This is a genomic window from Streptomyces niveiscabiei, from assembly GCF_033794345.1.
GTDB lineage: Bacteria > Actinomycetota > Actinomycetes > Streptomycetales > Streptomycetaceae > Streptomyces > Streptomyces niveiscabiei.
In genome coordinates this window covers 91,324-115,474 of sequence record NZ_JARAYJ010000010.1, presented here as the reverse complement: position 1 = coordinate 115,474, position 24,151 = coordinate 91,324, and the positions used below count along the sequence as shown (strand labels likewise).

Annotated in this window: 21 protein-coding genes; 13 read left to right on the top strand and 8 right to left on the bottom strand. The window is 72.4% G+C overall.

Annotated features, from left to right (window positions below; translation table 11 throughout):
* Positions 1-109 precede the first annotated feature (109 nt).
* Entirely contained in the window at positions 110-685 is a 576-nt protein-coding gene (locus PV682_RS16550) for a TetR/AcrR family transcriptional regulator (protein WP_319730404.1), read from the top strand.
* On the opposite strand, the gene PV682_RS16545 is transcribed toward PV682_RS16550, so the two are convergent.
* From PV682_RS16545 to PV682_RS16530, 4 genes are read right to left on the bottom strand one after another with little or no spacing between them, the layout of a single operon-like run.
* Positions 660-1,352 carry a dipeptide/oligopeptide/nickel ABC transporter ATP-binding protein gene (locus PV682_RS16545; protein ID WP_319730401.1) on the bottom strand — a complete coding sequence of 231 codons (693 nt, stop codon included), beginning with the start codon at positions 1,350-1,352 and terminating at the stop codon, positions 660-662. The two genes, PV682_RS16550 and PV682_RS16545, sit on opposite strands and share 26 nt — an antisense overlap.
* Entirely contained in the window at positions 1,349-2,314 is a 966-nt protein-coding gene (locus PV682_RS16540; protein WP_319730398.1) for an ABC transporter ATP-binding protein, read from the bottom strand. The genes PV682_RS16545 and PV682_RS16540 overlap by 4 nt, the downstream gene beginning before the upstream one ends.
* The gene (locus PV682_RS16535) at positions 2,295-4,052 is read right to left on the bottom strand and encodes an ABC transporter permease subunit (protein ID WP_319730396.1); all 1,758 of its coding nucleotides are present in this window, start codon (positions 4,050-4,052) and stop codon (positions 2,295-2,297) included. The genes PV682_RS16540 and PV682_RS16535 overlap by 20 nt, the downstream gene beginning before the upstream one ends.
* Positions 4,049-5,539: an ABC transporter substrate-binding protein gene (locus tag PV682_RS16530; protein ID WP_319730393.1), complete on the bottom strand. Its 1,491-nt coding sequence runs from the start codon at positions 5,537-5,539 to the stop codon at positions 4,049-4,051. The genes PV682_RS16535 and PV682_RS16530 overlap by 4 nt, the downstream gene beginning before the upstream one ends.
* A 128-nt stretch (positions 5,540-5,667) precedes the next feature.
* Here PV682_RS16530 and PV682_RS16525 point away from each other — a divergent pair, with 128 nt between their 5' ends.
* The 3 genes from PV682_RS16525 to PV682_RS16515 are packed head-to-tail and all read left to right on the top strand — an operon-like array spanning position 5,668 to position 7,027.
* On the top strand, positions 5,668-6,366 hold the full coding sequence (locus tag PV682_RS16525) for a hypothetical protein (protein WP_319730391.1): 699 nt from the start codon (positions 5,668-5,670) through the stop codon (positions 6,364-6,366).
* Positions 6,333-6,800 (top strand): hypothetical protein, encoded by a 468-nt coding sequence (locus PV682_RS16520; protein ID WP_319730389.1) that lies wholly within the window; start codon positions 6,333-6,335, stop codon positions 6,798-6,800. Before PV682_RS16525 ends, PV682_RS16520 begins: the two co-directional genes overlap by 34 nt.
* Positions 6,800-7,027, top strand: coding sequence for a hypothetical protein (locus PV682_RS16515; protein WP_319730387.1), 228 nt, complete (start codon positions 6,800-6,802; stop codon positions 7,025-7,027). Before PV682_RS16520 ends, PV682_RS16515 begins: the two co-directional genes overlap by 1 nt.
* A 24-nt stretch (positions 7,028-7,051) precedes the next feature.
* Here the strand turns inward: PV682_RS16515 and PV682_RS16510 are convergent, their stop codons facing one another.
* Positions 7,052-8,578 carry a PucR family transcriptional regulator gene (locus PV682_RS16510; RefSeq protein WP_407705684.1) on the bottom strand — a complete coding sequence of 509 codons (1,527 nt, stop codon included), beginning with the start codon at positions 8,576-8,578 and terminating at the stop codon, positions 7,052-7,054.
* 106 nt (positions 8,579-8,684) lie between these two features.
* Between PV682_RS16510 and PV682_RS16505 the strand changes: the two genes are divergently transcribed.
* The 8 genes from PV682_RS16505 (at position 8,685) to PV682_RS16470 (ending at position 18,439) form a co-directional block, all read left to right on the top strand.
* Complete coding sequence (locus tag PV682_RS16505) at positions 8,685-9,611, top strand: proline dehydrogenase family protein (RefSeq protein ID WP_319730382.1); 927 nt, start codon at positions 8,685-8,687, stop codon at positions 9,609-9,611.
* 41 nt (positions 9,612-9,652) lie between these two features.
* The gene (pruA, locus tag PV682_RS16500) at positions 9,653-11,284 is read left to right on the top strand and encodes an L-glutamate gamma-semialdehyde dehydrogenase (protein WP_319730380.1); all 1,632 of its coding nucleotides are present in this window, start codon (positions 9,653-9,655) and stop codon (positions 11,282-11,284) included.
* 99 nt (positions 11,285-11,383) lie between these two features.
* The gene (locus PV682_RS16495) at positions 11,384-12,001 is read left to right on the top strand and encodes an HAD family hydrolase (RefSeq protein WP_319730378.1); all 618 of its coding nucleotides are present in this window, start codon (positions 11,384-11,386) and stop codon (positions 11,999-12,001) included.
* 236 nt (positions 12,002-12,237) lie between these two features.
* Positions 12,238-12,369, top strand: coding sequence for a hypothetical protein (locus tag PV682_RS16490; protein WP_319730376.1), 132 nt, complete (start codon positions 12,238-12,240; stop codon positions 12,367-12,369).
* A 102-nt stretch (positions 12,370-12,471) separates the two neighbouring features.
* A complete protein-coding gene (locus PV682_RS16485; RefSeq protein WP_319730374.1) occupies positions 12,472-13,515 on the top strand; it encodes a 3-isopropylmalate dehydrogenase in 1,044 nt (347 codons plus the stop codon).
* Positions 13,516-13,859: 344 nt separating this feature from the next.
* A complete protein-coding gene (locus PV682_RS16480; RefSeq protein ID WP_319730371.1) occupies positions 13,860-14,951 on the top strand; it encodes a branched-chain amino acid aminotransferase in 1,092 nt (363 codons plus the stop codon).
* A 417-nt stretch (positions 14,952-15,368) separates the two neighbouring features.
* Positions 15,369-16,964, top strand: a complete 1,596-nt coding sequence (gene cimA / locus PV682_RS16475; RefSeq protein WP_319730369.1) for a citramalate synthase — start codon at positions 15,369-15,371, stop codon at positions 16,962-16,964.
* Positions 16,965-17,104: 140 nt separating this feature from the next.
* Positions 17,105-18,439, top strand: a complete 1,335-nt coding sequence (locus tag PV682_RS16470; RefSeq protein ID WP_319730367.1) for a hypothetical protein — start codon at positions 17,105-17,107, stop codon at positions 18,437-18,439.
* A 66-nt stretch (positions 18,440-18,505) separates the two neighbouring features.
* Here the strand turns inward: PV682_RS16470 and PV682_RS16465 are convergent, their stop codons facing one another.
* Together PV682_RS16465 and PV682_RS16460 are read right to left on the bottom strand one after the other, a co-directional pair.
* The gene (locus tag PV682_RS16465; protein WP_319730365.1) at positions 18,506-19,294 is read right to left on the bottom strand and encodes a S1 family peptidase; all 789 of its coding nucleotides are present in this window, start codon (positions 19,292-19,294) and stop codon (positions 18,506-18,508) included.
* 221 nt (positions 19,295-19,515) lie between these two features.
* Complete coding sequence (locus tag PV682_RS16460) at positions 19,516-21,774, bottom strand: ATP-binding protein (protein ID WP_319730362.1); 2,259 nt, start codon at positions 21,772-21,774, stop codon at positions 19,516-19,518.
* Positions 21,775-21,869: 95 nt separating this feature from the next.
* Here PV682_RS16460 and PV682_RS16455 point away from each other — a divergent pair, with 95 nt between their 5' ends.
* Complete coding sequence (locus tag PV682_RS16455; protein WP_319730360.1) at positions 21,870-23,075, top strand: GNAT family N-acetyltransferase; 1,206 nt, start codon at positions 21,870-21,872, stop codon at positions 23,073-23,075.
* On the opposite strand, the gene PV682_RS16450 is transcribed toward PV682_RS16455, so the two are convergent.
* On the bottom strand, positions 23,072-24,133 hold the full coding sequence (locus PV682_RS16450; protein ID WP_319730358.1) for a Hint domain-containing protein: 1,062 nt from the start codon (positions 24,131-24,133) through the stop codon (positions 23,072-23,074). The two genes, PV682_RS16455 and PV682_RS16450, sit on opposite strands and share 4 nt — an antisense overlap.
* Between the last annotated feature and the right edge of the window lie 18 nt (positions 24,134-24,151).

Sequence of the window (24,151 nt, the reverse complement as noted above, 5' to 3'; positions counted from 1 at the left end):
TCGGGTGCGTCACGCCGGGAACCATACAGCCGTCTTAAACGCTTGTATAGAACGGCTGTGTAAGACGAGTGTCTAGGACGGGTGTATGAACCGGCGCTAGACTGCCCCCATGGGTCACCGTGAAGATCTGCTCGAAGGAGCCAAGCGCTGCCTCCTGGCGAAGGGCTTCGTCAGGACGACAGCCCGCGACATCGTCAAGGAGTCGGGAACGAACCTTGCGTCGATCGGCTACCACTACGGCTCGAAGGACGCGCTCCTCGCGCAGGCGTACGTCGAGATGGTCGAGGAGCTGTCGGACGCGTTCGACGGCCCCGAACTCACCAGCCCCCCGGGCTCGTTGGAGCGCTTCGAGGAGGTGTGGACGAACGTCGTCGCGACGATGAAGGACCCCGCCTCGCTGTGGAGCCTCAGCATGGAGATCGTCGTCATGGGCGACCGGCTGCCGCAGGTGAGGGACGAGTTGGCGAGGGCCCAGCGTGAGGGCTCACGAGGCTTCGTGGAGTTGTTCACCGGCGTCCCGGAGGCGGACGTCCCGGACGAGACGACCGACACCCTCGGCGCGTTCTACGCCACCCTGATGCTGGGCCTCATCGCCCAGTGGCGGTTCGACCCCAAGTCCGCCCCGGACGGCAGGCAGTTGACGGAGGGCCTGCGCCGCCTCATGGCCGCGGCTGCCCCGAAGTGACCCTGCCGTCCCGCAGTTCGACGACCCGGTCCGCGAAGTGCCGTACCACGGACCGGTCGTGACAGATGAACAGATACCCGAGCCCCAGCTCGTCCCGCAGGTCGGCGAGCAGGTTCAGCACCCCGGCCCGCACGGACGGATCGAGCGCGGAGACGGGTTCGTCGAGGACGAGCAGCCGGGGCTCGGACGCCAGCGCCCGCGCGATCCCGACGCGTTGGCACTGCCCGCCGGACAGCTCGTGCGGACGCCGGTCCGCGTACGACAGGTCGAGGCCGACCCGCTCCAGCAGCCCGGCGACCTTCGCCGGACCGGTCGCCGCGTCCCACCGCCCCCGCACCTTCAGCGGCTCGGCGACGGCGTCCCGGATCCGGTGCCGGGGGCTCAGCGAACCGTAGGGGTCCTGGAAGACGGGCTGCATCCGGGGCCGCACGGCACGCAGCTCGTGCTCCGGCAGCCCGGTCAACTCCCGCCCCTCGAACCACACTTCCCCCGAGTCCGGGCGGCGCAGCTGCAACACGGCCAGTGCGGTGGACGACTTCCCGCACCCGCTCGGCCCGTCCAGCGCGAGGGTCTCGCCGGGGGACAGGGTGAAGGAGACTCCGTCCACGGCGGTCGCGGAACCGTACCGGACGACGAGGTCACGGACGTCGAGAAGGTACTCGCTCACACACGCTCCCAGTGATGACAGGCGACCGTCCGCCCGTCGGCCTCCCGTGGCCCGGGCTCCGTCACCCGGCACACCTCGGTCACGAACGGACAGCGCGGCGCGAACGCGCACCCCGCCGGGATCGCCCCCGGCAGCGGAGGGTGGCCGGCGAGCACGGGCAGCCGCTTCGGCCCGCCCGGCCGGGGCAGCGAGGCCAGCAGCCCGGCCGTGTACGGGGCGCGCGGCGCTTCGAGCACCCGCTTCGCGGGCCCGACTTCGACCACCTGCCCCGCGTACATCACCAGCATCCGGTCCGCGTGCAGCCGCACCGCCTCCACGTCGTGCGTCACCAGCACCAGCGCGGACGCCTGGGCCCGCAGCAGCGCCAGCACCTGCTCGCGCCGCTCCTCGTCCAGCGCGGTCGTCGGCTCGTCCGCGACCAGGATCTCCGGCTCGTTGACGGTCGCCATCGCGACGACCGCCCGCTGCCGCATCCCGCCGGAGTACTCGTGCGGATACGCCCGCGCCTTGCGCGCCGCGTCCGCGATCCCGACCCGCTCCAGCGCGGCGACGGCCGCCGCACGCGCCTCGGCCCGCGAGACGCGCCGCACCGACCGTACGGCGGCGGCGAGTTGATCGCCGACGGGGTGCACGGGGGAGAGCGCGGACAGCGCGTCCTGCGGGACCAGCGCGATACGCCGCCCCCGCAGGCCCGACAAGTCCGGCTCCACGACGCCCTTCCGCACCGCTTCCCTCGGCAGCATCCCGAGCAGCGCGCGGGCGGTGAGCGACTTCCCGGCCCCCGACTCGCCCACGATCGCGAGGACTTCACCGGCCCGCACGTCGAAGGAGACGCCCCGGACGGCCTCGACGCCGGAGAAGGAGACCCGGAGGCCACGGACGGAGAGCAGCGGAACGCCCAGCGGCTCGCTCGTCAACTCCCCGTCGATTCCCACCACTTCATCATTCCGCAAGGGACACATCCTTCTTCGCCTTCCGCCGCTCGCGCCCCTCCGTGAACGCCGCCCCCGACACCGCGAGCCCCGCCAGCACGGCCAGCGCCACCGCGGGGGCCAGCGCGGCCCAGGGAGCCCGCTCCACATAGGCTCGCGACTCGTCGAGCAGCAACCCCCACTCGGGCGCCGGGGGTTGGGCCCCGAGCCCCAGGAACCCGAGCGACGCCAGCGCCAGCGCGATCCCCGGCAGCCGCAGCAGGGCGTGCCGGGCCACCGGCCCCGCCACCGTGGGCAGCACATGCCGGGTGAGGATCCACGACGGCGTCGCCCCGATGGCCCGTTGAGCCGTGAGGAACGCCGAGGCCCGCACCTCCTGCACCAGCGCGGCCGTGTGCGCGGCGAGCGCGGGCCACGACACGAGGGCGACCGCCAAGGCGGCACCGCCGGTTCCCGGCCCGGTCGCCGCGACTACCAGAATCCCCACGATGACCGGCGGCAACGCGTTCGCGATGTCCGCCGCCCCGGCCGCGACCCCGGGCAGGAACCCGAGCGCCAGCCCGACGAGCAGCCCCAGCAGACACACGGCGGCTGCGGTCCCGACCGTCGTGGCGGCCCCGTGCCCGAGCCGCGCGAGCACATCCCGCCCCAGCCCGTCCGTCCCCAGCGGATGCCCCCAACTCGGCGCGGAGAGCCGCTCGTTCGTGTGCACGGAGTACGGATCGCGCAGCATCCCCCACCCGACGGCCCCCGCGAGCACCGCGAACAGCGCCACCGGCACGGCCACCGGCACCCGCACCGGCCGGGGCGGCGGCAGCGCCAGCGACGCGTCCCGCAGCGCGGGCCCCAGCAAGCGCCGCCGCGCCAGCGCCGACAGCGCCCCGACGACGAGCCCGAGCAGCAGCAGGGCCAGCACCGACCCCTGGAGCAGCGGCAGATCCTGCGACTTGGCCGCGCCGAGCGCCGTACGCCCGATGCCGGGGACCGCGAAGACGGTCTCCACGGCGACCGCGCCGCCCGTCAGACCGACGGCGGCCATCCCGAACTGCGGGACGAGCGGCGGCAGTACGCGCCGCAGCGCCGCCCCGGAAACCCGCGTACGGCTCACCCCGGCGCCCCGCCACAGCTCGACCCACCGCTCGTCGAGCACGGACGGCAGCGCGTCCGCGACGAGCCGCCCGAGCAGGCCACCGGCCGGGACGCCGAGGGCAACGGCGGGCAGGACCATGTGGGTTGGGCCCTCCCAGCCGGACGTGGGCAGCCAGCCGAGCCACACGCCGAACACCAGCAGCGCGACGGTCGCGAGCAGGAACTCCGGTACGGCCGCCAGCATCGCGGCCCCGGCGCCCACCGAACCCCGCCCGCGCACCAGGACCGGCGCGACGACGATCGCGGCCAGCAGGACCGCGACGCAGAGTGCCGCGCCCATCAGGGCCAGCGAGACCTGGAGCCCGGCGGTGACCGACGGGAGGACGTCCGTGCCGGACACCCAGGACGTGCCGAGGTCGCCGCGCAGCAGGTCGGAGGCCCAACTCCCCAGCAGGGACAGGGGACCGGCGTCGAGGCCGAGGTCCCGGCGGATCGCGTCCAGCGCCTCCTCCGTCGGCTCCTGCTCCGCCGAGCGCGCCCGCAGGACGGTCAGCGCGGGATCGCTCCCGGAGAGCCAGGGGAGCAGGCCGACGGCGGCGACGACCGCGAGGAGCCCGAGGGTACGGGTCAGGGCGGCGGGGGAGGGCCGCAGCGAACTCCCCAGGGCGGACCGGCTCACTTGACGTAGGTCGCGGACGTGATCAGCTCCCGCTCCCGCGGATCGTGCGCGGCGCCGACCACACCGGCAGCGTCACCCAGGATCACCCGCTCGTGCAGCAGCGGCACAGCGGCGTCGGTCGCGAGCACGGCGCCCTCCCCGGCGACGATCGCGGCCCGCCGCGCGTCCCCGGACGGCGTCGCCCCGGCCTTCTTCAACGCGGCGTCCACGGAAGGGTTCTTGAGCCGGGCGACGTTGAAGGACCCGTCGGAGGCGAAGCCGCTGTACAGGTAGGCGGCCGGGTCCCCGGAGTCGAGGACGGTCGCCCGCGACAGGATGAACGCGTCGAACTTCCCGGCCAGCGCGTCCGCTTCGATCGCCGCGTACTCCCGCACCTCCAGCTTCACCTTGAAGCCGGCCTTCTGGAGCTGCTGCTGGAGCGTCGCGGCGACCTCGGGCAGCTCGGCGCGGTCGGTGTACGTCCCGATGGTGATGCCCGCTCCGGCCGGCCGGCCGGCGGCGACCCGTGTCACCGGCTTCCGCAGCCCGGCAGCCCACGGCAGCGCGGGCCCGAGCAGCCCCTGAGCGGCGTCCGCGTGCCCCTCGTACACGCCCTTCACGATCGACTCCGTGTCGATGGCCTCCCGGGCGGCGGCGCGCAGGGAGGCGTCCTTGAAGGGGCCCGAAGAGGTGTTCAGGTACAGGGCGTTGGTGCGGGGCGTCGGTACTTCGGTGATCAGTTCCTTGTCGAGCAGTGCGGCCTGCGACACCGGGACCGCCTCGACGATGTCGGTCTCACCGCTGCGCAGCGCGGCGGCCCGCGCGGTGCCGTCCGGCACGAACTTCGCGTCGATGCCGGGGGCCTTGGCCTTGGTGCCCCAGTATCCGTCGTACCGGTCGAGGGAGGCGGACGAAGTCCCGTTCACCGAGACCAGCTTGAAGGGTCCGGTACCGGTGCCGACGGGGTTCACGGTCTTCCCCGTGTACGCCTTCGCCGCGAGGATCGCCAGCTGGGGGGAGCTGAGCCGCTGGGGGAGGAGGGGGTCCTCGTCGCGGGTCGTGACGACGACGTCGGCACCGGACGCCTGCACGGTCAGTCCGACGCCGTCCAGGATGCGGGGCTTGGGGGAGGCGGCGGCGGCCCTGCCGAGCGAGCGGACCACTGCGGCGGCGTCCAGCTCCGTGCCGTCGTGGAAGGTGACCCCGTCGCGCAGGGTGAACGTCCAACTCCTGCCGGACTGCGTCCACTTGGTGGCGAGCGCGGGCTGCGCGTCCCCGGCGGCGTCCAGCTTCACCAGCGTCTCGGCCGTCGACCACCGCGACAGCATGAACGCGTCGTCGGCCAGCGGTGAGAGGCCCGATCTGGGCGGCTGCATCATCGTGACACGTATGCGTTTGCCGCCGTCCCCGCTGGTCTCGGACGACCCGGTGAAACAGCCCGAGACGAGCAGGGTGGACGCCGCCGCGAGAGCAGAAGCGGGAAGCAGACGGCGAGCGGGCAGGCGCACAGAGCCCTCCGGGTCAAGGGGTGGTCAAGGCATGGTCGCCCAGACGCTAACACGATGACAATCGTTTTCAATAGTCCCCTCTTCCTCCGGCCGGGAACTGGCCCCCCGCCCCACACGTCGACAGGACCGTGACGAACCAGGATCCCCACGCTCTCGACGACCTCTCCCGCGCCTGGGAGAAGCTCCACCGGCGCGGCACCGGCCGGCCGGACGACGAGACCGACCGCCACGTCCGCGACTGCGCCGCCCGCCTCGCCGCCGACCCCACCGCCGGCCCGGCGTACGCCTGGACCCTCGGCCTGGTCCTCCTCGCCCCCTCCCTCGCACAGCGCCCCGACAGTGAGCCCGCGACAGCCGCCCGCACCGCGCTGACCAGCGCCGACGCCGCCCTGCGCGCCCTCCCCTGCACCCACGGCACCCACCCCTACCGCGACCACGAGGAGGAGCGGGACCGCGACCTCGCCGGCCGCGTCCGCACCCTCGCCGACCCCGCGCAGTGGCCCTCGTACGACGCCCCCCGCGATGAGTGGGCCTGCCCGCACAACATCGCCGGGTACGCGCGCATCGCCCTCGACCTCGTCGTGCCGGGCTCGGCGGCCGACGTACCCGCGCGGATACCGGAGGAGACCCTCGACGACATCACAGCCTCTCCTCGACCCTCAACCTCTACCCGACCGGCGACCCCGACGCGACCCTCGCCTGCCAGGTCTCCGCCCTGGCCGCCGCGGACGACGAGGAACGGCCCGGCCGGCTGCTCGTCGCCCACGCCATCAGCCGGCACCTCGTCTCCGGCATGGTCCGCGACCGGGAGATCCTCGACGACCTGATCGAGGCCGTCGAGGACACCCTCCCGCACTACGCCGACGCCACCTGCGGCCACGGGGAACACCGCGCACTCGACGACGACGGGCCCGAGTACGCCGAGACCGGGCTCCGGCTGACCTGCGCCGCCGGACGCGAGCGCTACGAGCGCGGCCACGCCGGCCGGGACGAGCCCCCGATCGGTGAACTCCTGTGCCCCGTACGGCTCGTGGAGGTCGCCCAGGAGACCCTGGCGACCGTCCGCGAGGGCCGCGAGCGGCTCTTCGGTGAACGTCCCCTCGACCACCTCGACGCCGAGTACCTGCGCGCCGACGGGCGCCTCGACGTCGAGAAGATCGTCGGCCGCCTCGACCACAAGCACTGGAACGAGCGGTACGCCGACGACCTCGGCCTGTGGGCGGCCCGCCGCCCAGCGTCGCCGCCGGGGTCCTCGCGCTGATGGCCCCCCTCGCCGCCGCCGGACGCCCCGGCACCTGCGCCCACACCGACGACCACCCCGCCACCCGGTACGCCGGCATCCGGCACGGCCTGCCGCAGGTGTACGCCCCCGAGGAGTTCCCCGTCACCGAGCACACCCGCACGCTGGAGTCGTGGACGTGCCCCCGGTTCACCGGACTCCTGGCGGCGGGGTGCGCGAGCGGGCTGGAGAAGCTCGCGGAGGACTGAGGAGGACTGAGGAGGGCTGAGCCTCTACAGCCGCGCCCCCTTCAGCCCCATGTGCAGCAGCAGCCGGTCCTCCCCGTCGTCCAGGTCCAGCCCCGTCAGCTGCTCCACCCGCGACAGCCGGTAGTACAGCGTCTGCCGGTGGATGCCGAGCGCCGCCGCCGTACGGCCCGCCTGACCCGCGCAGTCCAGGTACACCTCGGCGGTCCGCGCCAGCTCCCGGTGGGCGGGGGACAGGAGGGGGGCCACGGCGGGGTCGTCGGCGCGGCCCAGCGACGTCAGCAGCCGGTACGCGCCGATCCCGCCCCACCGCGCGACCGGCCCCAGCCGGGGCTCCGCGAGCGCGGCGCGCGCGGCGGCGGACGCCTCCGCCCACGACACCGCCAGCTCCTCCAGCCCCTCACGCGCCCCGGACACCCCGGCCCCCGCACCCGCCCCGGCCCGCTCCAGCAACCGCGCACCGACATCGACACCGGGGAGGGGCCGCAGGAGAACGGCGAGCGCGTCCCCGTACGGCACCACCGCATGCCGAGCCGCCCCCTCCCCATACGGCACCGAGCCCACCCCACCCCACCCCGAACCAACCGACCCCCCCACCGCCCCGCCACTCCACCCGACCTCGCTGCCGCGCCCGGCCCCGCCACTCCGCCCGGCCTCGCTGCCGCGCCCGGTCCCGCCACTCCGCCCGGTCTCGCTGCCGCGCCCGGCCCCGCCACTCCGCCCGGTCTCGCTGCCGCGCCCGGTCCCGCCACTCCGCCCGGTCTCGCCGCCGCGCCCGGCCTCACCACCCCGCCCGGCTCCGGCACCCCACCCGGACCCTCCGCCCCGCCCGGCCCCGGCACCCCCGTCCCGCCCAGCCCCGCTGCCCGGCCGCGCCCCGTCGTCCCACCGGACCCCGCACAGCGCCACAGCCCCCGGCACCATCCGTACCGACGGCATCTCCCGAGCCCCCCAGGGCGCCACGCACACCACCACGTGCGTCCCCTCCGCCCGTGCCCCCAGCCCGGTGCGCAGCTCCGCCAGTGCCATCTCGCGCTGCCATCCGGCGTCCGCCTCCAGGACGGCCCGCAGTTCCCGGCTCAGGTCCGCCCCGTGCTGTGCCTCGTCGCCGAGGAGGACTCCGATGCGGGCCGTCACCTCCATGGCCGCCGCCAGGCGGGCGTCGTCGAGGGTGGTGGAGTCGAGGAGCCAGACGTAGCCGAGGACGACGCCGTGATGGCGGACGGGGAGACAGATCCGGCCCCGGTTGACGCCCGCCTCGGGGGTCGGCGGGATACGGACGGGCCCGGTCGCGCGGGTGATGCCGAACCCCTCGAACCACTCCCGTACGGCGGCCGTCGAGCGCCGCGTGAGGATCGAGCGCGCGCGGACCGGGTCGAGGGCGGACGCGTCCAGCTCGGCGTCGCTGTCGTACACGCCGAACGCGATCAGCTCGAAGTCCCGGCTCTCCAGCGTCGCGGGGACACCGAGGAGGCCGGAGATCTCGTCCACGAGGTCCTGATAGGTCGGGGTCACCCGGCCATTCTGCGCCGACGGGAGCCCGTGTTCATACATCTGTCTGAGATCCCCGCCACGGATGCGTGACACCTGTCGATGGCCCACGATCGGAGAGATCCTTAGGTTCACGGTGACTTGGTGCTTTATGTCTGTGGAGGTGCCCGTGCTGGGTCCCGTGATTCTCGCCGCCTCGCGCAGCGACCGGATGCGCCGCCTGATCTCGGCGGCCCCGGTGACCAGGCAGGTCGTCGACCGGTTCATCCCCGGCGAGACGGTCGACGACGTCGTCCCGATCGTCACCGACCTCGCGGCGAAGGGCCTCGAACTCACCCTCGACGTCGTCGGCGAGGACATCACCACCCCCGAGCAGGCGACGGCCGCCCGCGACGCCTACCTCCAGCTCCTCGAACGCCTCGGCGAACTCGGCCTCGGTGAGAAGGCCGAGGTCTCCGTCAAGCTCTCGATGTTCGGCCAGGCGCTCGTGAACGGTCACGTGATCGCTCACGGGAACGTCCGCCGGGTCGTCGAGGCCGCCGACGCGATCGGCACCACCGTCACGCTGGACGCCGAGGACCACACCACCCTCGACTCGATGTTCGCGATCCACACCGACCTGCGCCGCGACTTCCCGAAGACCGGCTGCGTCATCCAGGCGTACCTCTTCCGCACCGAGGCCGACGCCCGCCGCCTCGCCGCGAGCGGCAGCCGCGTACGGCTGGTGAAGGGCGCGTACAAGGAGCCCGCCGAGGTCGCCTACCAGCGGAAACACGAGATCGACAAGGCGTACGTCCGCATCCTGCGCACCCTGATGGACGGCGACTGCTACCCCATGGTCGGCTCCCACGACCCCCGCCTGATCTCCATCGCCCAGGAACTCGCCCACCGCGCCCACCGCAAGCCCGACGAGTACGAGTTCCAGATGCTGTACGGCATCCGCGGCGACGAGCATCTCCGGCTGGCGGCGGAGGGCCACCGGATGCGGGTGTACACGGCGTACGGGACCGACTGGTACGGCTACTTCATGCGGCGCCTCGCCGAGAAGCCCGCGAACCTGCGCTTCTTCGCACGCTCCACGCTCACCAAGCACTGACGTTGTCCCGACAAGCACCGATACCCACAAGGGAGTTGTCCATGGACGCTGTGACCCAGGTCCCCACCCCCGTCAACGAGCCGGTGCGCGGCTACGCCCCCGGATCGCCCGAACGGGCCCGGCTGGAAGCCAGGTTGAAGGAGCTGGCGGAGAACCCGATCGAGCTGCCCTGCACGATCGGCGGCGAGAAGCGGCTCGGCGGCGGGGACGCCTTCGACGTCGTCCAGCCGCACAACCACCGCGCCGTACTGGGCACTTACCGAAACGCCACCCAGCAGGACGCCCGGGACGCGATCGACGCGGCCCTCGCCGCCGCCCCGGCCTGGCGGGCGATGGCCTTCGACGACCGTGCCGCCATCATCCTGCGTGCCGCCGAACTCCTCGCCGGACCCTGGCGGGAGACGATCGCCGCCTCCACGATGCTGGGCCAGTCGAAGACCGTGCAGCAGGCCGAGATCGACACGCCCTGCGAACTGGTCGACTTCTGGCGCTTCAACGTCCACTACGCCCGCCAGATCCTCGCCGAGCAGCCCCCGGCGAACTCCCCGGGTGTCTGGAACCGCCTCGACCACCGCCCCCTCGAAGGGTTCGTCTACGCGATCACGCCCTTCAACTTCAGCGCGATCGCCGGGAACCTGCCGACCGCGCCCGCCCTGATGGGCAACGTCGTCGTCTGGAAGCCGTCCCCGACGCAGACCCACGCGGCCGTCCTGCTCATGCGACTCCTGGAGGAGGCCGGGCTCCCCAAGGGCGTCATCAACCTCGTCACCGGCGACGGCGTCGCCGTCTCCGAAGTCGCCCTGGAACACCGCGACCTGGCGGGCATCCACTTCACCGGCTCGACGAAGACCTTCCAGTACCTGTGGAAGACGGTCGGCGCCAACATCGAGAAGTACCGCTCCTACCCGCGCCTCGTCGGCGAGACCGGCGGCAAGGACTTCGTCGTCGCCCACCCCAGCGCCGACCGCGCGGTCCTCAGGACGGCGCTGACGCGCGGCGCGTTCGAGTACCAGGGCCAGAAGTGCAGTGCGACGTCCCGCGCGTACATCCCGGCGTCCATCTGGAACGACGGTTTCCGCGAGGAGTTCGCCGCCGAGGTCGACCAGCTGACCATGGGCGACGTCACCGACCTCGCCAACTTCGTCGGCGCCGTCATCGACGAGCGGGCCTTCGCCAAGAACAAGGCGGCCATCGACCGCGCGAAGACGGACCCGGCCTGCACGATCGTCGCGGGCGGCACGTACGACGACTCGGTGGGCTGGTTCGTCCGCCCGACGGTCGTCGAGTGCACCGACCCGGAGAACGAGGTCTTCCGCACCGAGTACTTCGGCCCGTTCCTCGCCGTGCACGTCTACGAGGACGAGACGTACGACGAGATGCTGACGCAGATGGAGTCGGTCTCCGACTACGCGCTCACCGGCTCCGTCATCGCCGGTGACCGGGCGGCTGCGGCGTACACGATGGAGAAACTCCGGTACGCGGCCGGGAACTTCTACATCAACGACAAGTCCACCGGCGCGGTCGTCGGACAGCAGCCGTTCGGCGGCGGGCGGGCCTCCGGGACCAACGACAAGGCGGGCGCCCCGCAGAACCTCACGCGCTGGACGCTGACCCGGGCCATCAAGGAGACGCTGGTCGCGCCGACGGACTACACGTATCCGCACATGGGCTGACCTGTCCCGGGGTGCGTGCCAGCGTCACGCACCCCGGCCCCGACGGCACGCGTGGCGGACCAACTCTGCGGGAAGGCACACGAGATGAGCCCGGAGCCGGTGTCCACAGTCCTCTTCGACCTCGGTGACGTCCTCTTCTGCGACCCGTGGGAGACGCTCCTGCTCACCGAACGCACCGGCCTCGCCGACCGTCTGGGCCTCGACCGTGCGCAAGTCGCCGAGACGGGCCGCAAGTTGTGGCACCGCTTCAGCCTGGGCGAGACCTCCGAACAGGACTACTGGAGGGCCCTCTCCCGCCGCCTGGGCCAGCCCGTCTCCCCGTTCCTGATACGGGAGTTGGAGGAGGAACTCCTCACCGCGAACCCGGCGGCCGAGACCATGCTCACGGCCGCCGCGCCGGGCCGCCGCATCGGCATCGTCTCCAACAACACGACGTTCTGGTACGCGAAGCAGTCCGGCCGCCTCCGCCTGGACAAGTGGATCGACCCCGCCCTCGTCTTCCTCTCCTGTCGCGAGGGCGTCTCGAAAGGCACCCCGGGGCAGGGCCTGTTCGAGCACGCGGCGGCCCGCGTCGACCCGGCGACGACCCTGGTCGTCGAGGGCCGCCCACGCGACGCCGCCCGAGCCGGGTCCGCCGGCTTCCGCACTCTGACGTACTCGTTCTCGGTCTCGCCCGGGGTGCTCCCGCCGGACCTGCTGGACGGCATCAGGGGCTGACGCACGGCACGTAACCGCAGGTCAGAGCGGTGCCGTCTCAGATAGTAGGAAGTCCGAGTAACTGTGCAGACAACCGCGCCCGCGCCCCGTAACTTTGTAGGAGCCGAACGTCTCGCTCGACCAAGCGAAGGCGGATGCGAGCCGGGCCCCGACGCAGCCACCCCTGCGGGTCCGAGGTTCCCCGCCCGACCGGCGTCTCGTAACTCTCCCCTTGGTGAAGAAGGAGCCGATCACCCATGGCCGAGACGACCGCCCGCCGCCGAGTCCGCCACGTGTCCCGTACCAGCGAGAACGACCGCAAGAACGCCGCAGCCGCCCTTCAGCGGGCCCTCGACCGCCGGGACAACGGCGGCGAGACCGGCCACTGAGGCCGGTCGCCGGACCACCGGGAGCCGCATCCTGGTCGACACGGGGTGTCCGTATCGCGGACGCCCCGTGTCACCCTCTGGGACCCGGAGTAGGGTGCCGACATGTCTCGCAGCATCGATCTCGCAGTGATCCCCGGTGACGGCATCGGGCAGGAAGTCGTGGCCGAAGGCCTCAAGGTCCTCTCCGCCGTCCTCCCCGAGGACGTGAAGCTGGAGACGACGGAGTACGACTTCGGCGCCAAGCGCTACCACGCGACCGGTGAGACCCTCACCGACGCCGACGCCGCCGCCCTCAAGACGCACGACGCGATCCTGCTCGGCGCGATCGGCGACCCGTCGGTGCCGTCCGGGGTCCTGGAGCGCGGGTTCCTGCTCAAGCTCCGCTTCCTCTTCGACCACCACGTCAACCTGCGCCCCTCGAAGCTGCTCCCCGGCGTCGCCACCCCGCTCGCCGGCCAGCCGGAGATCGACTTCATCGTCGTCCGCGAGGGCACGGAAGGCCCGTACACGGGCAACGGCGGCACCATCCGCAAGGGCACGCCCCACGAGGTCGCCACCGAGGTCTCCGTCAACACGGCGTACGGCGTCGAGCGCGTCGTCCGTGACGCGTTCGCCCGCGCGCAGGCCCGGCCCCGCAAGAAGCTCACGCTGGTCCACAAGAACAACGTGCTGGCCTTCGCCGGGCACCTGTGGACGAACATCTTCAACCAGGTGGCCACCGAGTTCCCCGAGGTCACCACCGAGTACATCCACGTCGACGCGGCGACGATCTACCTCGTCACCGACCCCGCCCGCTTCGACGTCATCGTCACCGACAACCTCTTCGGCGACATCATCACCGACCTCGCGGCGGCCGTCTCCGGCGGCATCGGGGTCGCGGCGTCCGGGAACATCAACCCCTCGGGCGAGTTCCCGTCGATGTTCGAGCCCGTCCACGGCTCGGCCCCCGACATCGCCGGCCAGGGCAAGGCCGACCCCACCGCCACGGTCCTCTCCGTCGCCCTCCTGCTGCGCCACCTCGGCTACGAGGCGGAGGCCGCCCGCGTCGAGGAGGCCGTCAGCGCCGACCTCACGGAGCGTGCGGGCCTCCCGGCGAGGTCCACGGCCGAGATCGGCGACGCCCTCGTCGTACGAGTAACCAGCTAGGCACATCGCGGGAACCGCCGCGAGGTGCCGTCTTTCGACCGCGGCACCGTCGTGGCTGGTCGCGCGGTTCCCCGCGCCCCTCAAGGGCGTGACCGGAACCGCCGCCGACAGCTCCGGGGCCGCCCCAGGCCCCGCGCGCCGCGAGAACCTCGAAGCCGCCGGGTCGCATCCTGCACCCGGCGGCTTTCGCCATGCCCGCGCCGGGTGAAACCATGACCCCAGGCCGCAAACACCCCGTTTCCCCCCGTGCTCGTCGCCGTCCGCGCGATAATCGAACACAGAGCCGCGGAATACGGGAGACGGTGCGCGCGGCCGTCACTACAACCGGTGAAGGACAACCACTCATGACGACGCCCACGATCGAGCTCAAGCCGTCCGCCAGCCCCCTGGCCGCCGCCGACCGCGAGGCCATCCTGAAGAACCCCGGCTTCGGCCGCCACTTCACCGACCACATGGTGACGATCAAGTGGACGGAGGGCCGCGGCTGGCACGACGCCCAGCTCGTCCCGTACGGCCCCATCTCCCTCGACCCCTCCACGGCCGTCCTGCACTACGGGCAGGAGATCTTCGAGGGCCTCAAGGCGTACCGGCAGGCGGACGGCTCGGTCGCGGTGTTCCGGCCGGAGGCCAACGCGCGGCGCTTCCGCAACTCCGCCCGCCGCATGGCGATGGCCGAGCTGCCGGAGGACCTGTTCATCGGCGCGCTCGACGCGCTCCTCGCGCAGGACGCCGACTGGGTCCCGGCCCACGGCGGCGAGGAGTCCCTCTACCTACGCCCGTTCATGTTCGCCACGGAGGCCGCGCTCGGGGTCCACCCGGCCAACGAGTACCTCTTCATGCTGATCGCCTCCCCCTCCGGCGCGTACTTCGAGGGCGGCGTCGAGCCGGTCACCATCTGGGTCTCCGAGGACTACGTCCGCGCCGTCCCCGGCGGCACCGGCGACGCGAAGACCGGCGGCAACTACGCCGCGTCCCTGCTCCCGCAGGCCGAGGCCGCCGCGAACGGCTGCGCCCAGGTCGTCTACCTCGACGCGGTCACCCGTACGAAGGTCGAGGAATCGGGCTCGATGAACGTCGCGTACGTCTACGGCGACCGCATCGTCACCCCCGAACTCACGGGCTCCATCCTGGAGGGCATCACCCGAGACTCCCTCCTCCAGGTGGCCCGGGACCTCGGCTACACGGCGGAGGAGGGCGTCATCACCCTCGACCAGTGGCGCGAGGACGCGGCGAACGGCACCCTCACGGAGGTCTTCGCCTGCGGCACGGCGGCAGTCGTCACCCCGATCGGCGCGGCCAGGACGAAGACCGCGTCCTGGACCCACGGAGACGGCACCCCGGGCCCGGTGACCCTCCGCCTCCGCGAGGCCCTGCTGGGCATCCAGCGGGGAGTGGCGCAGGACAAGCACGGCTGGATGCACAAGATCGCAGACTGACGTTTCAAGAGGGCTGGACTGTCTGTCCCCAGGGGCGCGGGGCTGCATCTGATGTGCGGCTCCGCCGCGCGGGCGCGACCAGCCACGACGAACCCGCACCCGCCCACTGGGCAGCACCACGTCTTTCAGGGGCGCGGGGAACTGCGCGAGAAACCACGCACGACCCCGTATTCGCCCACGAATCCCAGCCAGGCAGACGAGTAGGCACCCCCACCCCTCCCGCATGCTGAGACACCCCCCGCCCCCACCCGAAACCCGTGTAAGACTGCCCCGTGCCCTCAAACGTCACGATTATTAGCATCAAGCGCCGGTCCTAGCTGAGCAAGCCGCACAGCGACCCGCGCAGACCTCTCGCACCCGCGAGGGGTCTTTTCGTTTTCCGGCAGCATGCGACCCGCATCGAGGAGCCCCCGAACCATGACCGACACCGACGACTCGTTCCACGTCTTCGACACCACCCTCCGAGACGGCGCCCAACGCGAGGGCATCAACCTCACCGTCGCGGACAAGCTGGCCATCGCCCGCCACCTGGACGACTTCGGCGTCGGCTTCATCGAGGGCGGCTGGCCGGGAGCCAACCCGAGGGACACGGAGTTCTTCGCACGAGCCCAGCAGGAGATCACGTTCCAGCACGCGCAACTCGTCGCCTTCGGCGCGACCCGGCGCGCGAACGGCAAGGCCGCGGAGGACCCCCAGGTCAAGGCCCTCCTGGACTCCGGCGCCCCGGTGATCACCCTCGTCGCGAAGTCCCACGACCGCCACGTGGAACTGGCCCTGCGCACGACCCTGGACGAGAACCTGGAGATGGTCCGGGACACGGTGTCCCACCTCAAGGCCCAGGGCCGCCGCGTCTTCGTGGACTGCGAGCACTTCTTCGACGGCTACCGCGCGAACCCGGAGTACGCGAAGTCGGTCGTCCGCGCCGCGAGCGACGCCGGCGCGGACGTCGTCATCCTGTGCGACACCAACGGCGGCATGCTCCCCGCCCAGATCCAGGCCGTCGTCACGACGGTCCTCGCGGACACCGGCGCCCGCCTCGGCATCCACGCCCAGGACGACACGGGCTGCGCGGTCGCCAACACCCTCGCGGCGGTCGACGCGGGCGCGACCCACGTCCAGTGCACGGCGAACGGCTACGGCGAGCGCGTAGGGAACGCGAACCTCTTCCCCGTAGTCGCCGCCCTGGAGCTGAAGTACGGCAAGCAGGTCCTCCCCGAGGGCAAGCTGCGCGAGATGACCCGCATCTCCCACGCGATCGCCGAGGTCGTCAACCTCACCCCCTCCACGCACCAGCCGTACGTGGGCGTCTCCGCGTTCGCGCACAAGGCGGGCCTGCACGCCTCCGCGATCAAGGTCGACCCGGACCTGTACCAGCACACGGACCCGGCGCTGGTCGGCAACAGCATGCGCATGCTGGTCTCGGACATGGCGGGCCGCGCCTCGGTGGAGCTGAAGGGCAAGGAACTCGGCATCGACCTCGGCGGCGACCGCGAACTGGTCGGCCGGGTGGTGGCCCGCGTCAAGGAACGCGAGCTGGCGGGCTACACGTACGAGGCGGCCGACGCCAGCTTCGAACTCCTCCTGCGCGCCGAGGTCAAGGGCAGCCCCCTGCGCTACTTCGAGGTCGAGTCCTGGCGGGCGATCGTCGAGGACCGCCCCGACGGCACCCACGCGAACGAGGCCACGGTCAAACTCTGGGCCAAGGGCGAGCGCATCGTCGCCACGGCGGAGGGGAACGGCCCGGTCAACGCCCTGGACCGGGCCCTGCGCGTGGCCCTGGAGAAGATCTACCCCCAGCTCGCCAAGCTGGACCTCGTCGACTACAAGGTCCGCATCCTGGAGGGCGTCCACGGCACCCAGTCCACGACCCGCGTCCTCATCTCCACCACGGACGGCTCCGGCGAATGGCAGACGGTGGGCGTGGCGGAGAACGTCATCGCCGCCTCCTGGCAGGCCCTGGAGGACGCCTACACCTACGGCCTCCTGCGCGCGGCCGTCGCCCCGGCGGAGTAACCCCGTACACCTCCCGGCCGACGGCGACACCCCTGCCGTACCGCCGGACCCCTCGGACCACGGACACCACATTCCGCGTGCCGGGGGCCCGCAGGCGCACCGAAGTGCCGCCCCGGGCGACACGCCGTAGCGTCGGTCGTATGAAGGTCAAAGGCGCCATCCTGCTCGGGCTGGCCCTGGCGGTGCTGATCATCCTGCCGGCGACCGCCCCGCCCGCCCGTACGGCGACGACGGCCACGAGCCTGACGGCGATCGCGACGGCCCTGCGGCAGAGCCCGGTGTACGTGGACCCGGCGGCCCGCGGCCAGCTCTCCGAGCAGGACGAACGGGCCCTGGCGGACCGGATCGAGGACGCGGACAAGCCCCTGTTCGTCGCGGTGCTGCCGACCGGTTATCCGACCGCGTCCCTGTTCCAGAACCTCCGTACGGCCACCGGGATCACGGGTTTGTACGCGATCCGCCTGGGCACGAGGTTCGACGCCAGAGCGGACTCCCGGGTCCTGCCGGGAACGGCGGTCGCCAACCTCGTACAGAGCGTGCGCGCGACCACCGATACCGGCACCCAGCTCACCGACTTCACGGCCCGCGCCCTCACGAACATGACCGGCCGGGCCCCCGAGTCCTGGGGTTCCCGGGGCGGCGACGGCGTCTCGACGACCGCGCTGGTCACGGCGGGCGGAGTCCTCGCGGCGGCCGGCGCGGGCGCGTACGTCCTGGTACGCCGCACCAGGCGCCGCAAGGCGGCGGAGCAGCGCGCCGCCCTGGACCGGCTGCGCGTCGTCGTGGACGAGGACATCACGGCCTTCGGCGAGGAACTCGACCGCCTCGACTTCCACCCGGCGGAGAAAGGGGCGGACGACGCGACGCGGGCCGACTACGAGCGCGCGCTCGACGCGTACGACACGGCGAAGTCGGCGATGGCGCGGGCGACGCGACCGGACGACGTCCGGGGCGTCACCCAGGCCCTGGAGGACGGCCGCTTCTCGCTGGCCCGGCTGGCCGCCCGCCGGGAGGGCCGCCCCCTGCCGGAACGCCGCCCCCCGTGCTTCTTCGACCCCCGCCACGGCCCGTCCACCGCCGACGCGGCCTGGACCCCGCCCGGCGGCAGCCCCCGCGAGGTCCCGGTCTGCGCCGCCGACCGGACCCGCCTGGCGGACGGCCGCGACCCCGTCATCCGCGAGGTGGACAGCGACTACGGCCGCCGCCCCTACTGGGAGGCGGGACCCGCGTACGGCCCCTGGGCGGGCGGCTACTTCGGCGGCGGCCTGCTGCCGGGGCTGCTGGCCGGCACGATGCTGGGCAGCCTGATGACGGCCCCGTCGTACGCGTCGGACTTCGGCGGCCCGGCCCAACAGGGCTACGAGGGCGGCGACTTGTCCGGCGCGGACTTCGACCCCGGCGACTTCGGGGGCGGGTTCGGGGACGGGGGCGGCGATCCGGGCGGCGGGGGAGGGGACTTCGGGGGCGACTTCTGATGGCAACGGGACGGACCCGGCGCCGAGTCGCGGCACCGGGTCCGTACGGAGAAGGCGGGGCGGACGTCAGAGGGTCCGGGCCGCCGACGCGATCGCGGAGGCGAAGGTCGAGACCTCGGTGTAGACGCCGGGCGCGTTGCGCTGGGCGCAGCCGTCGCCCCAGCTCACGATGCCGACCTGGATCCAGGCGTTGCCCGCGTCGCGGCGGAACATGGGGCCACCGGAGTCGCCCTGGCAGGTGTCGGTGCCGCCGGCGGCGTACCCGGCGCAGAGTTCCTCGCTCGGGACGAGGCCGCTGTACAGGCCGCCGAACGCGCGGCAGGTGGCGTCGGAGATGAAGGGGACCTGGGCCTTCAGCATGTAGCGCTGCTGCGCACCGCCCTCGACGGCGGCGCCCCAGCCGGCGACGGTGAACGTGCCCGTGTTGAACGTCGTGTTGGTGGCGATCGGCAGCGTGGCGAGGCCGGTGATCGGGGACGCGAGCTTGATCAGCGCCCAGTCCTTGCCGGTGCCGTTGTAGCCCGGCGCGCGGTAGACGTACGTCGAACGGACCTGCTGGCGGCCGGTGGTGGACTGGAGGTCCACGACACCCGCGGTCGCCGTGATGCTCGTGTTCGCGCCGGTGCCGTTCACGCAGTGCGCGGCGGTCAGCACGATCTGGGACGTGTACAGGGAGCCGCCGCAGCCCATGGAGAGGCGGACCATGAACGGGAACTCGCCCTGCGCGGCACGGGTCCCGCCGACGACCGGCGCGGGGGCGGCGGTGGCCGTGGAGAGGGGCTGGAGGCTGACGACCGCGAGGGTGACGGCTGCGGCGGCCATGCATCTCTTCGCGAGCGTGATGAGCTTCTTCACCGTTGTTGCCTTCCGTGAGGGGGGCTGGAGCTTGACGGACCTGCAACGGGTACCGATCATGACGTGCCCATGCCAACTTTGGACGCCACGAGGAGTCCGACGGGGTCGCCACGGGTGAGTCAGGATCTTCGGAGGATTATGAGAAAGCGGTAAGAGGTTGTGCAAGGGGTGGGAACAGGCCGGTCGCGGGGCGGGATTCCGGCCAAGGGGTGCCGGTGGGATCAGGAACGGCCCGCCAACCTCCGTACTCTGGCGGCCTGTTCGGACATCCCGCCCCGCTCGTAGGCGTCCGCGGCGGCACCGAACGCGAGCCGGGCCTCCCCCTTGCGCCGCACCTTGTGCAGGGAGATGCCGAGGTTGTAGCCGGCGTCCGCGACGATGCTCCACTCCTCGAACTTCGTGCCGGACTCGATCGCGCGGCGGGCGGCGTCGATCGCCTCGGGATAGCGCCTGAGGTTGGTCAGCGCGGCACTGAGCCCCAACCAGGCCACCCCCGCCTGGTGTTCGTCCCCGATCAGCTTGCTCCACTCCAGGGACCGGGTGAGCGCCTGGACCGCCTCCACGCGCCGCCCCGACTCCCGCAGGATCAGCCCGATGAGCCCCCACGCGTCCGCCTTGCCGCGCCAGTCGTTGAGGTCGGTGCTGATCCGCAGTGAGCGCACGGCATGGGGCAACGCCTCCTCGTGCCGCCCCAGACCCCGCAGGGTCTGCGCCATGTTGTACAGCGGCTCCGCCAACTGGTGCCGCATACCCAGCTCTTCGAACTGGGCGACGGCCAGGGAGAGCGTCTGGTACGCCTCTTCGAGCCGTCCGCAGTCACCGAACGTCGCGGCGAGCTGGGCCCGGGCGAGGGCGGCGTACGACGGGTCGTCCAGCGCGAGGGCGTCCGTCAGTGCCTGCTTGCGCGCATCCAGCGCTTCGTCGAGTCGCCCGAGCTGCGCCAGCGCCGTCGCGATGCGGCTCCACGCGTAGTACCGCCCCTCCAGGTTGCCGACGCGGTCGCACAGCTCCAGCTCCTCCCGGCCGGCGTCGAGCCCCTCCGCGAACCTGCGCAGATGGATCAGCGCCGTGCTGAGGGAGCCGAGCGCGATCGTCTCGTCGTGGCCGGCGCCGAGGCGGCGTGCGGTGTCGCGAGCGGTTGTCGCCACACCGAGCATGTCGTCGAAGGCGCGCCGGTTGCGCAGGTGAGGGATGAGCGCGAGAGCCGTCTGCAACGCGAGGACGGCCGTCTGCCGATCCTCGCTCTCGCACCACCGCACCGCGTTCAGCATCCCGAGCCGCTCGGTCTCGAACCAGCTCAGCGCCTCCTCGGGCCCGCCCGGGAACATCTTCTCCGGCTGATCCGGCTTCGTGATCACCTCGTAGGCCAGCGTCAGCCGGGCGTAGTACATGGCCTGAAGCTGCATCCGGGCCCGGCCGGCCTCCTCCTCCGTGACCAGAGCCCCCGCGTACGCCCGCACAAGGTCATGCATCTGCCACCCCCCACCGCCCGGCAACACACTGATCAGTGACGCGGCCACCAACTCATCCGCAGCCGCCTGCCACCCCTCCGCCACCACCCCGCCGAGCATCTGCCCCGAAACGGCATCGAAGTACTTCCCCGGCGCCACCCCCAACCCCCGGAAAACCCGCGCCGTCTCCTCTCCCAGCCTCCGGTACATCGCGTCGAGAACCGGCCGCAGCACCAGCGACCTCCCGTACTGATCCACCCCATCAGCCGCCAGCAACCCCACCCGATCCCTCTCCAACTCCGCCACCAGCTCCCGCACCCCCAACCCCCGCCGCCTGCGCAACAACGCCGCGACGATCACCAACGCCAACGGCAACCCCCCACACACCTCCACCAACTTCCGCACCCCGTCCCCGAGTCGGGGATCCCCGGGCAACGCCCGCTCGATCAACTCCCGCCCCGCGTCCCCCGACAACGCCTCCACCTCGACCGACCGCACGGGAAACGACCCCAGCACCTCCCGGGACGTGACCAGCACCCGGTGCCCGGCCCCCTCCCCGGGCAGCAACGGCACCACCTGCTCACTCCCGCCCGCGTTGTCGAGAACCACCAACATCGCCTCCCGGGAGGCCAGTTCACTCCGGTACCGGGCGAACTCCCCTTCCCGCGCCCCCAGCGCCCACAGCAACGACGACACGGCCTGCTCCGCGCTCACCGGAACCTCGTCGTACCCCCGCAGATCGACGAACAGCACACCCCCGGGAAACAGCCCCCGCGCCCGCGCCTCGTACGCCACCGCGACGGCCAGCGCGGTCTTCCCGACGCCCGCGAGCCCGGACAGCGAGACGACCCGGTCCCCCTCCAACGCCCCCAGCACGGCGGCGACTTCACCCTCCCGCCCGGTGAACCCCGCAGGAGCGCCCGGCAGCGTCGACACCACGCCCGGCGCCGCGCCGCCACCTCCCTCGACCTTCCCGTACACGGGCCCGTAGAAGATCCCGCCCCGAAAATCGATGTGATCCCCGTTCATGCCCCCATGGTGCCCCTAATTGGCTTGACCCCGCCGCCCCCCGGCACGGCACAGTGGCGCGACACCACGAACCCTCCGGGAAGGCGCCGCATCCCATGCACATCCGCCCCACCACCGACGAGGACCACGACCTCTTCGTCACCACCCTGCTCGCCGCGTTCGGCCTGGCCCCCGAGACCCCGGCGGAGGACGGCGGGGGAGTCTGGTGGGCGGCGACCGAGATGGACCGCAACCTGTTCGCGCAGACCGAGGACGGCGAGCCGGTCGGCACGGCGGGCTCGTACACCCTCGAACTCACGCTCCCCGGCGGCCGGTTGATCTCCGCCCCCGGCGTCACAGCGGTCGGCGTCCTGCCCACGCACCGCCGCAGGGGCGCCCTCACGGCGATGATGCGCCACCAGCTCACGGACCTCCGCGCCCAGGGCGAGTCCCTGGCCGTCCTCCTCGCCTCGGAGGCGCTGATCTACCGCCGCTTCGGCTACGGCCCGGCGACGTACACCGAGCGCCTCACGGTCCCCCGCCACCGGGCGGCCCTCATAGCGGCGCCGGAGGACCCCGGCACGGTCGAGGTCCTGAACCGCGAGGCCGCCGTGGAGATCATGGAGGAGGTGTACGACCGCTACCGCCGCACCCAGCCCGGCGCCCTCTCCCGCCCCCACCGCTGGTGGGCGCGGCGCGCGGGCATGCCCCCGATCGCCCCGGCCCACCGCTACATCGCCGTCCACCGCGACGCGCACGGCGTCCCGGACGGGTACGCGAGCTACGCGAAGGAGGGCTCCACGCTGACCGTCGACGAGACGATCGCCGGGGACGACGCGGTCTTCACGGCGCTCGCCAGGTTCGTCCTCGAACACGACCTCACCGAGAAGGCCGTGTTCCGGAAGTTCCCGCCGCAACACCCCCTGCGCTGGCAGTTCGTGGACTTCCGGGGCCCCGAACTCACCGATCACATGGACTGGTTGTGGGTCCGCCTCCTGGACATCCCGCGCGCCCTGACCGCCCGGGGCTGGTGCGCGGACGGCGAACTGGTCCTGGACGTCGAGGACCGCTTCCTCGGCGACGGCGAGCAGGGCCGCTACCTGCTGACCGTCACCGACGGCAAGGCGGAGTGCGTACGGACCGACCGGGCGCCCGATCTCTCCCTGGACGTCAGCGACCTGGGCTCGGTCTACCTGGGCGGCACCACGCCGACCACCCTGGTGAGGGCGGGCCGCATCCGCGCCCACCACCCGGACGCGGCCTCACGGGCCGACGCCCTCTTCCGCGCCGACCGCACCCCGCACTGCCTCCACTGGTTCTAGCCCTCCTTGGCGAACTCGATCAGCCGCTCGAAGTCGATCGACCCGGGATCGCCATGGGTGTTGTGGCAGAGCAGCCCGTCGGCGACGTACGTCCGCGTACTGGTCGACAGCGACGCGATGGGCTGCTCACCGACGTACTCGACACCGAGTACGGCCGTGTCGTCGCCGCCCACCGCCGTCCCCGCCCAGCCCGCCCCGGGGCACAGCCGCAGGATGCGGTGGCGGAACGGGTCGAGTTCCTTGCTGGGCACCCAGGAGACGGTGCCGTTCTCGCGGACCAGCCAGGGGTGGTCGTACGTGGCGGTGATCTCGCCGTCGGCCGTGGTGATCCGGCAACTCCCCTTCACGCCGGGTTCGTTGCGGGTGACCGTGCCGGTGCGGTAACGGCGGTCGGGCGCCGCGTGTTCGTCGAACGACACGATCGCGTCGCCCACTTGGAGGTCGCCGGCGCGCCGCCACGTGAGGTCGGCGCGCAGGACCGGGGTGTCGGGGTGGACGCAGTTCTCGGGTACGTGCATGTGTCCGCAGACACCCCGGAAGCCGTTCCAGCGGTCGTGACTCATGCGCTGGCCCGACCCGTTGCCGGCGGACGCGGGGTACGCGGGCCACAGCGAGGGTCCCTTGAGGGGGACGCCGTGGTGGTCGTGCATCCAGGCGAGGAAGCGGGCGACCTCGCGCAGCGCCCACTCCGGGGCCTGCGGCCAGTAGACGTGCGGGGTGTCGTTCGCCTTCCACTTGCTGTGGAGGCGGGGGTCGCAGGTGCCGATCAGCTCCACCTGGCACACGTTCAGCGTGTTCGTCTGGACGCCGCCGGGGGAGTTGACCAGGGCTCGGGAGGAGACGTCGATCTGGAAGTGCTGGTACCAGCGGAGCCTGTGCGCGGCGAGGTCGGGGAGCGCGGTCAGGTTGGGGGCGGCGGCGCCCCCCTGGTAGTCGGGGAGGCTGCGGCCCTCCGTCGTATGGAGCACGACGACGTTGACCTCCATCCGGCTGCCGCCGTACTTCGTCTGGTACCAGTGACCGCGGTCCGCGCCGGGGTAGTTCTGCGGACCTGACATCGTGCTCAAAGTGCCTCC